At 71.9% G+C, this 13,779-nt stretch carries 14 protein-coding genes; 8 read left to right on the top strand and 6 right to left on the bottom strand.

Annotated elements, in window-relative coordinates:
- Nucleotides 1–77: 77 nt before the first annotated feature.
- From KK483_RS22240 to KK483_RS22230, 3 genes are all read right to left on the bottom strand, one after another.
- Entirely contained in the window at nt 78–257 is a 180-nt protein-coding gene (locus KK483_RS22240) for a hypothetical protein (RefSeq protein ID WP_262006962.1), read from the bottom strand.
- Between the two features lie 455 nt (nt 258–712).
- The gene (locus tag KK483_RS22235) at nt 713–1,363 is read right to left on the bottom strand and encodes a hypothetical protein (protein ID WP_262006961.1); all 651 of its coding nucleotides are present in this window, start codon (nt 1,361–1,363) and stop codon (nt 713–715) included.
- A gap of 57 nt (nt 1,364–1,420) precedes the next feature.
- Nucleotides 1,421–3,484: a hypothetical protein gene (locus KK483_RS22230; protein ID WP_262006960.1), complete on the bottom strand. Its 2,064-nt coding sequence runs from the start codon at nt 3,482–3,484 to the stop codon at nt 1,421–1,423.
- 377 nt (nt 3,485–3,861) lie between these two features.
- On the opposite strand from KK483_RS22230, the gene KK483_RS22225 reads away from it, so the two are divergent.
- Nucleotides 3,862–5,616 (top strand): N-acetylmuramoyl-L-alanine amidase, encoded by a 1,755-nt coding sequence (locus KK483_RS22225; RefSeq protein ID WP_262006959.1) that lies wholly within the window; start codon nt 3,862–3,864, stop codon nt 5,614–5,616.
- Nucleotides 5,617–5,865: 249 nt separating this feature from the next.
- Here the strand turns inward: KK483_RS22225 and KK483_RS22220 are convergent, their stop codons facing one another.
- Both KK483_RS22220 and KK483_RS22215 read right to left on the bottom strand, forming a co-directional pair.
- Nucleotides 5,866–6,384: a hypothetical protein gene (locus KK483_RS22220; RefSeq protein WP_262009634.1), complete on the bottom strand. Its 519-nt coding sequence runs from the start codon at nt 6,382–6,384 to the stop codon at nt 5,866–5,868.
- A 199-nt stretch (nt 6,385–6,583) separates the two neighbouring features.
- A complete protein-coding gene (locus KK483_RS22215) occupies nt 6,584–6,739 on the bottom strand; it encodes a hypothetical protein (protein WP_262006958.1) in 156 nt (51 codons plus the stop codon).
- 197 nt (nt 6,740–6,936) lie between these two features.
- Between KK483_RS22215 and KK483_RS22210 the strand changes: the two genes are divergently transcribed.
- Together KK483_RS22210 and KK483_RS22205 are read left to right on the top strand one after the other, a co-directional pair.
- Nucleotides 6,937–7,167 carry a FitA-like ribbon-helix-helix domain-containing protein gene (locus KK483_RS22210; protein ID WP_262006957.1) on the top strand — a complete coding sequence of 77 codons (231 nt, stop codon included), beginning with the start codon at nt 6,937–6,939 and terminating at the stop codon, nt 7,165–7,167.
- On the top strand, nt 7,164–7,586 hold the full coding sequence (locus tag KK483_RS22205; protein ID WP_262006956.1) for a type II toxin-antitoxin system VapC family toxin: 423 nt from the start codon (nt 7,164–7,166) through the stop codon (nt 7,584–7,586). Before KK483_RS22210 ends, KK483_RS22205 begins: the two co-directional genes overlap by 4 nt.
- An 89-nt stretch (nt 7,587–7,675) precedes the next feature.
- Here the strand turns inward: KK483_RS22205 and KK483_RS22200 are convergent, their stop codons facing one another.
- Nucleotides 7,676–9,328 (bottom strand): glycoside hydrolase family 20 protein, encoded by a 1,653-nt coding sequence (locus KK483_RS22200; protein WP_262006955.1) that lies wholly within the window; start codon nt 9,326–9,328, stop codon nt 7,676–7,678.
- A 273-nt stretch (nt 9,329–9,601) separates the two neighbouring features.
- On the opposite strand from KK483_RS22200, the gene KK483_RS22195 reads away from it, so the two are divergent.
- From KK483_RS22195 to KK483_RS22175, 5 genes are all read left to right on the top strand, one after another.
- Nucleotides 9,602–10,162: a 2-oxo-4-hydroxy-4-carboxy-5-ureidoimidazoline decarboxylase gene (locus KK483_RS22195; protein WP_399016141.1), complete on the top strand. Its 561-nt coding sequence runs from the start codon at nt 9,602–9,604 to the stop codon at nt 10,160–10,162.
- A gap of 145 nt (nt 10,163–10,307) precedes the next feature.
- A complete protein-coding gene (gene sdhC / locus KK483_RS22190) occupies nt 10,308–10,688 on the top strand; it encodes a succinate dehydrogenase, cytochrome b556 subunit (RefSeq protein ID WP_262006953.1) in 381 nt (126 codons plus the stop codon).
- Between the two features lie 8 nt (nt 10,689–10,696).
- Nucleotides 10,697–11,173: a succinate dehydrogenase hydrophobic membrane anchor subunit gene (locus tag KK483_RS22185; RefSeq protein ID WP_262006952.1), complete on the top strand. Its 477-nt coding sequence runs from the start codon at nt 10,697–10,699 to the stop codon at nt 11,171–11,173.
- Nucleotides 11,174–11,195: 22 nt separating this feature from the next.
- Nucleotides 11,196–12,950, top strand: coding sequence for a succinate dehydrogenase flavoprotein subunit (gene sdhA, locus KK483_RS22180; protein ID WP_262006951.1), 1,755 nt, complete (start codon nt 11,196–11,198; stop codon nt 12,948–12,950).
- The gene (locus KK483_RS22175) at nt 12,950–13,714 is read left to right on the top strand and encodes a succinate dehydrogenase iron-sulfur subunit (RefSeq protein WP_262006950.1); all 765 of its coding nucleotides are present in this window, start codon (nt 12,950–12,952) and stop codon (nt 13,712–13,714) included. The genes sdhA and KK483_RS22175 overlap by 1 nt, the downstream gene beginning before the upstream one ends.
- Nucleotides 13,715–13,779: the final 65 nt, after the last annotated feature.

Raw genomic sequence — 13,779 nt, 5'->3', positions numbered from 1 at the left:
CACGCCTGCCGCCGCGCTCCGGGTCCGGGTCCGCGTCCGGACCCCGGTCCGGGACCGGGACCGGGACCGGGACCGGGTCACCAGCCGAGACCGACGCCTGTCCCCGACGGGCCGTGAGGCGAGCGCGTGAGCGTCGTCAGAGGCCGCAGCGCCGCCTCCAGTTCCCGGCGTACGCGCTCGGCCTCGATGCGTGCCTGCGCGACGACATCGCCGCGCTCCGTGACGAGCTGAGAGTAGATCGGAAACTCCTGGAGCACGGTCGGTCCTTCAGTCGCTGAACGGGGCCGTTCACGAGTGTAACGGGCTCTAACAGGCCCCGCCCACAAAGGACTTGGGGCATACGTCAGTGTCATACGCCTCGGTCGCGGCCGATACCACGGCAACGCGCAGTGGTCGTACGAGAGTCGGCCCGGTGGCCTCGTGCGTCTCCGGTTCGCGCCGGACGGCCCTGGTACCAGGCCCGACAGCCCAGGCGCACGCGTCGGAGGGCCTGCGTTCCGGGCTCGTACGGTCGGCCCGGGCGGCGTCGGCGATACGGACGGTCACCGGAACGCCCGCACGACGCCCGCGCCGACGTGGCGGATGACATCGGTGCGCAGCTCGCGGGCGCACGGCTGAAGGCCGGCCCAGGGCCCGCCGATGTGCTCGCGCACAGCACGGCGGACTTCCGGCGTCCACCAATGCCGACTCGGCGTGAGGCGGGTGCGCGCGGCTACTCCGCGACCGCCCCGTGCCAGCGCCAGGACTCCAGCCGCTCCCGCCCCGGGAGTTCGCCGCGGCCGGTCGCCCACAGCAGGGTGGCCCAGCGGTCGGTGTCCGTCGGGGCGTGCGGGAAGAGGCGGGCGAGGGCGCGGGCGCAGAGGCCGGCGGGCGGGGTCCAGGGGACGCCGAGGCCCGTCGCGATGTCGTGGGTGTGGACCAGGGTCTCCACAGTCCCCATCGCGGCGAAGCCCTCGGCGTCCGAGATGCCGTAGCCGTGGTACGCGCGCACGTCCGGCGGGGTCGTGCGGACCATCGCGGTGAGCATGGCCCCGCAGGACTCCAGCACGCTCAGCAGTCCCGCGGGGCCGGCGGCGCGGTCCGCGAAGGTCACGTTGGCCGGGCCGCCCTCGCGGCGGGCGATCCAGTCGAAGGGGATCTCCCGGTCGAGCGGGGGCCGCTCGGGGCCCAACTGGGCCGCGTACGCGAAGAGATCGTCGGCGAGGTGCTCGGCGGTCTCCCAGCAGGTCCACTCCAGTGTCCCGGCCCTGGCGTCCCAGTCACCGCCGAGCCCGCCCCGCAGCGTGGCGAGCGCGAGTCGCACGGCGTGCTGAACATCCTCGGCGGTGACGGGACTTGTCGCTGATCCGTGATCGTCGGCCATGCCCGGGACCGTACCAGTGGCATGTGACGCGCCGACGACCTGCCTCGACGGGCGGGATCAGCGCGGGTCGTCCACCGTGACGGGCCGGCCGGGTACGCCGCCGGGGGCCGCGTGGGCGGTCCCGTCGGCGTCCAGCCAGGCCACGTCGCCGCCGAACTTGTCGACGTCGTGGTTCTTCCACATCGCCGCGCCGGGCAGGGCGGGCAGGAGGCCGAGGACCCGCGGCGCCGTGGCCGTTCCGGTGTGGAAGTCGGTGAGGCGCAGCTCGCCCGCGGACTTGTCGTGGGTGACGACGAAGCCGTTCCCGAGCTTGCCGCGCGCGGGCAGGCTGATGTCCTTGCCGGTGGCCAGGTCGTGGACGCCGAAGGGGTACTCGGCGGGGTTGCCGGTGCTGTTGGGCATCAGGCAGTCCCAGTACACCCAGCGCCCGACGGCCTGCATGTCCATGATCTGGCAGTCGGCGCCCACGGAGAGCCGGGTCACTGCGCCGGTCGCCAGGTCGCGGGACTCGATCTCGCCCCACGCGCCGTTCGTGGTCCACAGGTCGCCGTCCCAGAGGGCGGCGGCGGACTGGTTCACGGTGTGCACGACCGTGCCGCCGCCGGGAGCGTCGAGGTCGATGACGACGCGTTCGTTGCCGCCGCCGTAGAGCGCGTACCGACCGTCCGTGTCGCGGAGTCCGAGTCCGGAGCTCTCCGGAGCGGGGCGGTCGAAGGGGAGCGTCTCCGTGGTCGCGCCGGACGCCGTGGTCCGTACGAGCACGTCGCGCTGTGCCTCGGCGTCGTACCGCATGTGCAGCAGGCCGCCGTCGCCGGTGCCGAGCGGCTGGCCGTAGGCGTCGTTCAGCGGGGCGTCGGCGAGCTCGGAGCGCGGACCCGCCGCGGGGCTCGTGCCGAGCGTGATCTGGCGCGTCTGGTAGGCGGGCCGCGCCGCGCTGTCCAGCTCCCTGGTGACCAGGTGCCCGCCGGCCAGCGAGATGCCGCGGACGACGGCCGGCCTGGCCGGCACCTCGGCGAGCGTACGGAGCACCGGGGCGCCGTCGGACGCGGTCTCGACGCGGCGCACCGCCCAGTCGCCGGAGGCGGCGCCGCCGACCACGACGGCTCCGCCGCCGGGGATCTGCACGAGGTCGTCCTGCGCGTGGGCGAGCAGGGTGCGCGCCGCGCCGCCGTCGAGCGGGCTGGCGTACAGCGGGCCGCCGAGGCCCGGCGACGGGACGCGGGAGGAGGTGAGCAGCCAGTCACCGGCCAGTCCGACGGCGGAGGTTCCGTCCGGGCCGGTCGGCACGGTGACGGCGGTCTGGGTCCCGGTCGGGTCGTCCCGGCGCACCACCCGGGCCTGCCCGGAGCCCTGCTGGTACCAGGCGATGTGTGTGGGCGAGAGCGCCGCCTGGAGCTTGACCGGGTCATCGGTCCAGGGATGGGCGGCGATCCGGGTGAGACTGCCGGTGGCGAGGTCGATCAGGCCGATCTCGTAGGCGTGGAGGAACCGTACGAGCGCATGGCGGCCGTCCCCGGCCAGCACGGGCTGCCTGTCGAAGCGCAGGCCCTCCGGCGGCTCCACCGTGATATCGCCGGTCACGCCGTCGGTCGTCCGCAGGATGTGCAGTTTGTCGACCTGCCACACCTCGTTGTACGTGAACGTCAGCACGGTGTTCCCGAAGGAGGCGGCCGTGTACTGCCCGTCCGGCACGGTCAGCGCCGTGGACTCGCCGGTCGCCGGATCGCGCAGCTGCACCACTCCGCTCGCGCCGTTCGGGACGGGGAGGGTGTCGCTGCCGGCGGCGTAGTGGCCGTACTGGCCGGGGAGCGTACCGGTGAAGTTCTCGACGGTCCGTTCCGTGCCGTCGTAACCGCGCCACTGGTACGGGGCCGTCGACCCGTCGCCCGTCGCACGGCGGTGGAGATAGCCGGTGTCCCCGGCCAGGTACAGCGTGTCCTCGACCGGCGCGTAGCGGTCGGGGGCGGGAAGGGTGAGTCCTGCCGGGTCGTCCTTCGCACCGGCGCGCGCCTCGGAGGCGAGCAGGGGCACGGCCCCGGCGGCGAGCACGAGGGCGGCCACGGCTGCCGTGCCGCCGCGGCCGAGGGCGGATCGAGATGAGGACAGCTGTCGTCCCGTCACACATTCCTCCAAGTGTCGAGCGAGGAACGGCACACGGCATGCGGGCATCACGAAGCGCCCCGGTGCATTCACGGGGGTGACCGCCGCTCCGGCCGTCCCCCGGAAGCGGGCGAAGGTATAGCACGCCCGCGAAGAACCGGACCATCGAGCGGACAATCCTCGGATCTTGGACCGAACGAGGTGAACCGGCCCTTGAAGTCCCTCTGATGCCCCCTGTCGCCGCCCGACGCACCTCTGTCGCCGTCTGACGCACCCCTGACGCCGCCGCACGAGCCCCTGACTGCCCGTCAATCACCTCCTCATTTCGGGCGATCATCTGCACAGTCCGGGCCGGGTCGCCCCTGTATGGCGGGAGTTGCTCCGTATGCTCGCGCACCATGAGAAGCCGCGCCCTGAGGCGCTCACGTAACGCCGTGCTCGCCGCCTCCGTCGCCGTGGGGATCGCCCTCGCAGGGCCCGCGGGGCCCGCCGTGCCGGTCGCTCCCACCTCCTCGCCGCCGACGCCCGCGCCCGCGTCCGCGAAGGGCGGCGACGTGCACACCGTGCCCGTGCCCGACGGCGACGACCCGACGGAGCGCACGATCCCCGCCCGCACCACGCAGCCGTTCAGCTTGATCGGCCTGACCTGGGACGACCCGTACGCCGAGCTGGGCGGCACCGCCGAGGTCCGCACCCGGGACAGCAGGACGCGCACCTGGTCCGACTGGCAGGCGCTCGACGCCGACGTCCGCGCGCCCGAGTCGGGACCCGAGTCGGGGACTGCGTCAGGGACTGCGTCGGAGAACGAGTCGGGGACCGAGCGGGCGGACACCACGATGCGCGGCGGGACCTCGCCGCTGTGGACCGGGCCGTCCGACGGCATCCAGCTGCGGGCCACCGGCGACGCGTTGCCGGAGGGCCTGCGCGTCGACCTGGTCGACCCGGAGGGCGCCGAGGACGTGCGGCTGCCGGCGGCGACACGCGCGGAAGCACCGGCGGGCGCCCCCGCCATGACGATGCGCGCGGGCTGGGGCGCCGACGAGTCGATGGTCCTCGACCCGCCCCGGTACAACCGCACGACCAAGGCCGTCTTCGTCCACCACACCGCGGGCACCAACTCCTACACGTGCGCCGACTCGGCCTCCATCGTCCGCGGCATCTTCACGTACCACGTCAAGAGCCAGGGCTGGAACGACATCGGCTACCACTTCCTCGTCGACAAGTGCGGCAAGGTCTTCGAGGGGCGCGCGGGCGGCATCGACAAGCCCGTCCAGGGCGCGCACACCGCGGGCTTCAACACCGACACGAGCAGCATCTCGGTCCTCGGCGACTACATGACGGCCACGACGGTTCCGGCCGTACGGCAGGCGGTCGCGACGGTCGCCGCCTGGAAGCTCGGGCTCTACGGGCTCGACCCGGCGGGGTCCGTCCGGCTGACCGCGGCCACCGACAACGGCAAGTTCGAGGCCGGGGAGACGGCCACGCTCAAGCGGATCTCCGGGCATCGCGACGGCTCGGCGACCGACTGCCCCGGCGACCATCTGTACGCCGACCTGCCCAAGATCCGCGCGCTGGCGTCGGCGTCCGCCTCCGGCCTCGTCCCGGACGGATCCGACGCCGGAGCCGAAGCCGACACCGACACCGACGCTGTTGCCGATACGGATACGGATACGGATTCCGGCACCGGCTGGGACGAGGAACCCGCCACCGACGCCCCCGCCGCGGACGCCGCGACCGGCGACTTCGACGCGGACGGGTACGAGGACGCCGCCGTCACCTACCGTACGGCGGCGGGCGACGCGCCCCTCGTCCTGCTGCGGGGCACCAAACGCGGCCCGGCGACCGCGACCCCCGCCGTCCTGCACGGCGCCGGCGGGCGGGCCGTCGCCGCGGGCGACCTCAACGGCGACGGGTACGACGACCTCGCGGTGTGGACCGGCAGCGGCATCGCCACCTTCCACGGCTCCCCCGCCGGGCTCACCACCACTGGCGCGCCCACCGTCGAAGGGCTGCGGAACCTCGGTCCGTCCTTCGCGGCGCGGGACACCGACGGCGACGGGTACGCCGAACTCGTCGCCGGGGGCGTGGTCGTGGCGGACGGCAGCCCGGACGGGATCGTCCGGGCGGCGGCCCCGCGGGTCAACAGGCCCTGAGAAAAGACAGCCCGACACCCAGCGCCACCCGCCCGCAGGGCGAGAAGCGCGGCGTCCGGTGCCTGCGAACGTCAGGCGGAGGCAGGGGCCATGCGCAGCATCGGCGACCGACGACCAACGACCGCGCGGCACGGAGGCACCTCCCGCGTCCGAAGGGCTACGGGGAGCGCGTGCCCGGCCTCGACTGCCCGGCATGGCCCGCCCGGCGCTGTGCCGGACAAGACGCCGGACGAGCCCCGGAATCGCCGCTCAGGACGCGCCCTGGGCGGCCCTCGCACGGCGGGACAGGGCGGCGCGCAACACGCGCTGCCCTTCCAGCGAGAGGTCCAGGGCCCGGCGCAGCCCCGCGCCGCCCGGGGTGGCCGAGAGGACCTCCAGGATCTGGATCTGGCGGCGCTGCTCGCCGGCCACGAGCGGGCCTTCGGCACCGCCCGACGGGTCCAGGTCCTGGTGCAGTTCGAGGGCCAGCGACGAGCAGGCCGTGGCCCATTCGGCGAGCGGCCCCACGGCCCACTCCGAGGGCGCGGCACCGATCATCCGCCGTACCGGAGCGGCCGCTTCGTCGGCGACGGGCGTCTCGTCCAGCGCCGCTCTGGCGGTCGCCAGCCGGTCCGCCCAGCCGTCCTCGCCCGCGGCGATACCCGCCCAGAGCGGGCGCAGCACATCGGTCTCGTCGGCCAGCAACGGCAGACAGCGGTCGAGGCAGGCCAGACCGCTCGCGGCCAGGCTCCGCTCGTCCGCCGAGGCGATCATTTCCACCACGTCCATCGACGCCTCCCGTCGGGTGCGGACCACCGTACGCCCCTTACTGCGTCCCATGGCGCGAAATCGTCACCCGGGCGCCGGGATGATGCCGGACTCGCCTGAAATGCCGGACCGTTGGACGCGGTGCGAACGGCGGAAAAAGGCATCACCCTGCACCGGCTGTCGCACATCGCGTCGTTGGTGGCGATAAATCCGGCCAGGATCATCCTCCGGCGGGTGCCGACACCGGCGGCGCCGGGACCGGAGGCGGCATCGGCACCGGCACGGTGGCCCTGGTGTGCTGCATCCCCGTCACCTTCCTGACGAAGAGGATCACGAACACGGCCGCCGCGACATCGAGCACGGCGCCGGCGATCATGCCCTCCGCGGCGACACGGTCCGCCCCGGCCGCAGCGGACCCTACGCGGCCCGCGCGACACCCGCCCACCGCGATTCGCGCGGACTCACACGGGGCACTGGAACTCGGCCCACCGGCACTGCGCCCACGCCCACGCCCACGCCCACGCCCAGCATCCGATGCCAGCAAAGTTGTCGCAATGCGGCTAGAATGATGGCATGGCGACTCTCTATGTACGGGACCTGTCCGAGGAAGCGCTCACCGAGCTGAAGATCAGAGCTGCCCGCAACCGGCAGTCGCTCCAGGCCTATGCCCGGACGCTGCTGGAGGAAGAGGCGGCGACCCCCGCTCTCGAGGACGTCGTCGCTCGCATCCGCGAGCAGGCCACGGCGCGGCTGTCCACGGACGAGGTGCTGGAGGCCATCGGGCGCGGAAGGCGGCACGAGTGATCGTCGTGGACGCCGGAGCACTGGTGATGCTCCTCGCCGATTCCGGACCCGTGGGCGAAGCCGTCCGCACCCGCGTCCAGGGCGAACGCCTGGTCGCCCCGTACTTGGTGGACGTCGAGGTGACCTCAGCGCTGCTCGGCCGGCACCGGGGCGGGAAACTCACCGACTCGGAGCTGGACGCCGCGCTGACGGCCTTCACGATGCTGCCGGTGCGACGGCTTGAGCACATGCCGTTGCTGCCGCGCGTTCGGGAGCTCTACGTGAACCTGTCCGCTTACGACGCCGTATACGTGGCTCTGGCGGAGGGGTTCGCCGTACCGCTGGTGACGACCGATGGGCGGATCAAGGACGGTGCGGCCGCCAGATCGGCGAAGTGCCCGGTCGAGGTGTTCAACGAGCGCACCGCCGGGCCCTCGTGAGCGGCCGGTAGCCGACCGCCGGGCCGGCACGGCCACCCGGCAGCCGTGCCTGACCTCAGCCCAGCTCGGCCCGGCCGCGGCCCCGGACCTCAGCCCAGCCGGTCCGACAGCGCCGTGAACCCCGCCCAGTCGAGCGGCGGCTGACCCGGCGTCCACAGCTTCTGCGCCACCGCGCGCAGTGGCATCCGGACGCCCGCCGCCACCTGCTCCTGGGTCTGCGCCCCGGCGAGGTCGCTCCAGATCGCGAGCCGGCCGCCGAGGATCTGCGAGGAGTAGCGCGCGGGGACGGCGGTCGTGCCGCGCAGCACCAGCGGTGTCCACTGCTCGTAGATGCGGCGGCCGGTGGGGTACGTGAACTCGTTCGGCTCGCCGAGCACGTAGTAGAGGTACTCGTCGTTGAGGTTGACGACCTTGCGGCCCTCGGCCAGGTATTCCTGCGGCTCGCGCGACCCGAGCTCCTTACCGGTCCAGTACTCGACCTCGACATTCTTGTCGCCGGAGACGACGCCGCCGCGGAAGAACCCGTCGTTCCACGCCTTGGGCTGCTTCTGCTGCCCCCGCACCACCGCCGCCCGGTCGTTCAGCCAGCCGGTCGCCAGGTCCTGGACGCGGGCCCCCGGGCCGAACCGCTGCTGCGCCGCGCGGGCGAGCTGCGGGTACGAGCTCTCGGGGTCGCGCACGGTCAGCGCCTGGTACTCGTCGGCGCCGATGTGGAACCAGCGGCCGGGGAAGAGCCCGGAGTACTCGCGCAGCAGATCGTCCACGATCCGCGCCGACTCGGGGTTCGAGATGTCGACGGCGCCCTGGCGCGGCACGCCGTTGATGTTGCGGAGCTGGAGCTGCGGATGGGCCTTCATGACCGCGCCCAGGTGCCCCGGCGAGTCGATCTCGGGCACGACCGTGATGTGCAGGCTCTGCGCGAGGGCGATGATCCGGCGCACCTCCTCCTTGGAGAGGTGCTGCGCGGAGACGACCTCGGGGTGCGAGTCGGAGGCGATGCGGAAGCCCTGGTCGTCGGAGAAGTGCAGGCCGAGCTGGTTGAGCTTGAGGTCGGCCATCTCGCGCAGCCGGGCCTCGATCCAGCCCGCCGTGTAGTGCTTGCGCGCGATGTCGACGTTGAGGCCGCGCTGGGGCCGGTCGGGCCGGTCGCGGACGACGCCCTCGGGCATGGCGCCGCCCGAGCGGACGGCCTGCTTCAGGGTGCGGGTGCCGTAGAAGACGCCGGCCTCGTCGGGCCCGGTGATCCGGACCCGGTTGTCGCGGGTGGTGAGGGTGTACGACTCCGGGGCCGCCGATGCCGGGTCCGGTGCGGCGGAGCCGAGGGCCAGCTCGACGTCCCCGGCGCGGACCGGGCCGCCGTTGCGGACGCCGGTCTTCAGCTCCTGCGAGAGCAGCCGTGCCTCGTCGGCGAGCACCTCGCTGCCCTTGGCGACGACGACGGCGCTGCCGGGGCCGGGCCGCCAGCCGGGGCCGCGCGCCGCTTCGTGGGTGCGCACGGAGGGGATGGTGCGGGGCGCCGTGGAGAGCGGATAGGTCTTCGTGGGGGACGGTGTGGGCGAGGGGGTGACGGCCGCGGGGGGCTGCGCCTGACCTCGTACGCCCCCCGGTGAACCGCCGTCCGCGCCGCCCCCGGCGCCGGAGGAGCAGGACACCACCGCGGTCAGCGCGGCGAGGGCGGCGGCGGCCGCCGGGGCGGTGAGCCGGGCGCGACCGGCCCGTGCGCGCGTGGACTGCCAGATCATCCCTTCAGCCTCCTCTTCCCGATGAAGTATCTCCAATCCAGATGAACCGGGCGATGTCGGTCGGGATCGTCTATCATCCGCACCGGAAGGATCCCTTCCGGGTGAAATTCGCGCATCCGTCGGACAGCTCCCCGCGCGTGTCGATAGCGTGAAGCCCACTCCCCTCTCCTTCCCCAGCCGTCCCGAATGCCCGTCCCAGGCGCCGAGGGACCCACGCTGTCCGCCGAGGAGCCCACGCTGTCCAGCGAATCGCACACCGGCCGCACCGGCGTCCTGCGGATCCCGGCGCCGGCCGGGCCCTCCCGTCCCGCGCCGCTCCTGCCCGGACTGGACCGCTTCAACACCGCCCCGTCGGGTGCGGCCGAAGCGGCGCTCCTCGCCTGCTGCGGAAGCCGCCGCTGGGGCCGGCGGATCGTGGCCCACCGCCCCTACCCGGATCTGGACGCCCTCCTCGCCGCCGCCGACGAGGCCGGCTACGACCTGGGCACCGCCGACCTCGACGAGGCCCTGCGCGACGAGTGCTCCCCCGCCCTGCACCCCGGCGCCCCCGCCGCCGCGCACACCGCGCTGCGCGCCGCCCTCAGCGCCTACGAGAGCCGCTTCGGCCACGCCTTCGTCATCAGCCTGGACGGCTTCCACCCGGACGAGCAGCCCGATCAGGTGCTGGCCGCGATCCGCTCACGACTCGGCAACGATCCGGACGAGGAGCGGGTGGTCGCCGCGGACGAGCTGCGCAGACTGGCCCGCGCCCGGCTGGCGCACCTGGTCGCCGACCGCCCGGAAGAGCCGGAACCGGCTCCGATAGCCCGTCCGTGCCTGTTTGATCACACATAACGACCCCGCGCGAGGGAACCGACAACTCGTCGCTACGATGGCCGGGGCCGGTGGACCGTACCCGGCCGGGCCAGACCGACAGAGCTGTCACCTTTGGTAGAACGCTGGCGGCCGGCTCCAATCCCCGCTCCCGGAGGGTTTTTCCGTGCCGGCTGGAACGCTGTACCGCGGCCGGGAAGGTATGTGGTCCTGGGTGGCTCATCGAGTCACCGGCGTCCTCATCTTCTTCTTCCTGTTCGTACACGTGCTGGACACCGCTCTCGTCCGCGTCTCCCCCGAGGCGTACGACGAGGTTGTGGCGACGTACAAGAATCCGATCGTCGCGCTGCTGGAGTACGGCCTCGTCGCCGCCATCCTCTTCCACGCGCTCAACGGCCTCCGGGTCATCGCCGTGGACTTCTGGTCCAAGGGCCCGCGCTACCAGAAGCAGATGCTCTGGACCGTCATGGGCATCTGGCTCGTGCTGATGGTGGGCGCGATCTACCCGGTCCTCGGCCACGCCGCACGTGAACTGTTCGGGAGCTGACGCCAGACATGTCTGCTGAGACCTCTTCCGCGATCGGCGCCGTCGAGGGCGTCGGCCTCTACGACGCCGACAACCCCGCCCCGGTCATCGAGGCGCCGCGCAAGCGCACCACGAGGACCCCGAAGTCGACCCGCGGCAACTTCGAGATGGCCGCGTGGCTCTTCATGCGCCTGTCCGGTGTCGTCCTCGTCGTCCTCGTCATCGGCCACCTGCTCATCCAGCTCGTGCTGGACGGCGGCGTCTCCAAGATCGGCTTCGCCTTCGTGGCGGGCCGCTGGGCGTCCCCGTTCTGGCAGGTCTGGGACCTGCTGATGCTGTGGCTGGCGATGCTGCACGGCGCCAACGGCCTCCGTACCGTCATCAACGACTACGCGGAGCGGCCGAACACGCGCCTATGGCTCAAGGGCCTGCTGTACACCGCCACGGTGTTCACCATCCTTCTGGGCACGCTGGTGATCTTCACCTTCGACCCGAACATCCGCTAGGCACGGGGCTGAGGTTCCACTCATGAAGATTCACAAGTACGACACCGTCATCGTCGGCGCGGGCGGCGCCGGTATGCGCGCCGCCATCGAGGCGACGAAGCGCAGCCGCACCGCCGTGCTGACCAAGCTCTACCCCACCCGCTCCCACACGGGCGCCGCGCAGGGCGGTATGGCCGCCGCGCTGGCCAACGTGGAGGAGGACAACTGGGAGTGGCACACCTTCGACACGGTCAAGGGCGGTGACTACCTGGTCGACCAGGACGCCGCGGAGATCCTGGCGAAGGAGGCCATCGACGCCGTCCTCGACCTGGAGAAGATGGGCCTGCCGTTCAACCGGACGCCGGACGGCACCATCGACCAGCGCCGCTTCGGCGGCCACTCCCGCAACCACGGCGAGGCCCCGGTCCGCCGGTCCTGCTACGCCGCGGACCGCACCGGCCACATGATCCTCCAGACGCTGTACCAGAACTGCGTCAAGGAGGGCGTGGAGTTCTTCAACGAGTTCTACGTCCTCGACCAGCTCATCACCGAGGTCGACGGCGTCAAGAAGTCGGCCGGTGTGGTCGCCTACGAGCTGGCCACCGGCGAGATCCACGTCTTCCAGGCGAAGGCCGTCATCTACGCCTCCGGCGGCACCGGCAAGTTCTTCAAGGTGACGTCGAACGCGCACACCCTGACCGGTGACGGCCAGGCCGCCTGCTACCGGCGCGGGCTGCCCCTGGAGGACATGGAGTTCTTCCAGTTCCACCCCACGGGCATCTGGCGCATGGGCATCCTCCTGACGGAGGGCGCCCGCGGCGAGGGCGGCATCCTCCGCAACAAGGACGGCGAGCGCTTCATGGAGAAGTACGCGCCCGTCATGAAGGACCTCGCCTCGCGTGACGTCGTCTCGCGCTCCATCTACACGGAGATCCGCGAGGGCCGCGGCTGCGGTCCGGAGGGCGACCACGTCTTCCTGGACCTCACCCACCTGCCGCCGGAGCAGCTCGACGCCAAGCTCCCGGACATCACCGAGTTCGCGCGGACGTACCTCGGCATCGAGCCCTACACGGACCCGATCCCGATCCAGCCGACCGCGCACTACGCGATGGGCGGCATCCCGACCAATGTCGAGGGTGAGGTCCTCAGCGACAACACCACCGTCGTCCCGGGTCTGTACGCCGCCGGCGAGGTCGCCTGCGTGTCCGTGCACGGCGCCAACCGCCTCGGCACCAACTCGCTGCTCGACATCAACGTGTTCGGGCGCCGCGCCGGCATCGCCGCCGCGGAGTACTCGGCCAAGGCCGACTACGTCGACCTGCCGGAGAACCCGGCCTCCCTGGTGGAGCAGCAGGTCGAGCGGCTGCGCGGCTCCACGGGCCGCGAGCGGGTCGCCGAGCTGCGCCGTGAGCTCCAGGAGACGATGGACGCGAACGTGATGGTGTTCCGCACGGAGCAGACCATCAAGACGGCCGTCGAGAAGATCGCCGAACTGCGCGAGCGCTACAAGAACGTGTCCGTCCAGGACAAGGGCAAGCGGTTCAACACGGATCTGCTGGAGGCCATCGAGCTGGGCAACCTGCTCGACCTGGCCGAAGTCATGGCCGTATCGGCGCTGGCCCGCAAGGAGTCCCGCGGCGGTCACTACCGCGAGGACTTCCCGAACCGCGACGACGTCAACTTCATGCGCCACACCATGGCGTACCGCGAGGTCGGCGCCGACGGCACCGAGACCGTGCGTCTCGACTACAAGCCCGTCGTCCAGACCCGCTACCAGCCGATGGAGCGTAAGTACTGATGGCTACCCCCGTACTGGAGAAGAGCGACGCGGTCCCTGCGGAGCCCGCGTCCCCGTACATTACGGTCACCTTCCGGATCCGCCGCTTCAACCCCGAGGTCTCGGCCGAGGCGGAGTGGCAGGACTTCCAGATCGAGATCGACCCGAAGGAGCGCGTGCTCGACGGTCTCCACAAGATCAAGTGGGATGTCGACGGCTCGCTGACCTTCCGGCGCTCCTGCGCGCACGGCATCTGCGGCTCCGACGCGATGCGGATCAACGGCAAGAACAGGCTCGCCTGCAAGACGCTGATCAAGGACATCAACCCGGAGAAGCCGATCACGGTCGAGGCCATCAAGGGCCTGACGGTCCTCAAGGACCTCGTCGTGGACATGGAGCCGTTCTTCCAGGCGTACCGGGACGTCATGCCGTTCCTGGTGACGACGGGCAACGAGCCGACGCGTGAGCGGCTCCAGTCCGCGGAGGACCGCGAGCGCTTCGACGACACCACCAAGTGCATCCTGTGCGCCGCGTGCACGTCGTCCTGCCCCGTGTTCTGGAACGACGGCCAGTACTTCGGCCCGGCCGCGATCGTCAACGCGCACCGCTTCATCTTCGACTCGCGTGACGAGGCGGGCGAGCAGCGCCTGGAGATCCTCAACGACAAGGACGGCGTGTGGCGTTGCCGCACGACCTTCAACTGCACGGACGCCTGCCCGCGTGGCATCGAGGTCACGAAGGCGATCCAGGAGGTCAAGCGCGCGCTGATCACCCGCCGCTTCTGAGCGAAGGTTTTCACTCTGCGCCACGGGCCCGTTTCTGTACGCTCACCGTACGGAAACGGGCCTTT

This window comes from Streptomyces sp. FIT100 (assembly GCF_024584805.1).
In the GTDB taxonomy this organism is placed as follows: domain Bacteria; phylum Actinomycetota; class Actinomycetes; order Streptomycetales; family Streptomycetaceae; genus Streptomyces.
Note: the sequence above shows the minus strand (reverse complement) of the source record. Positions and strands in the feature narration are given on the sequence as shown.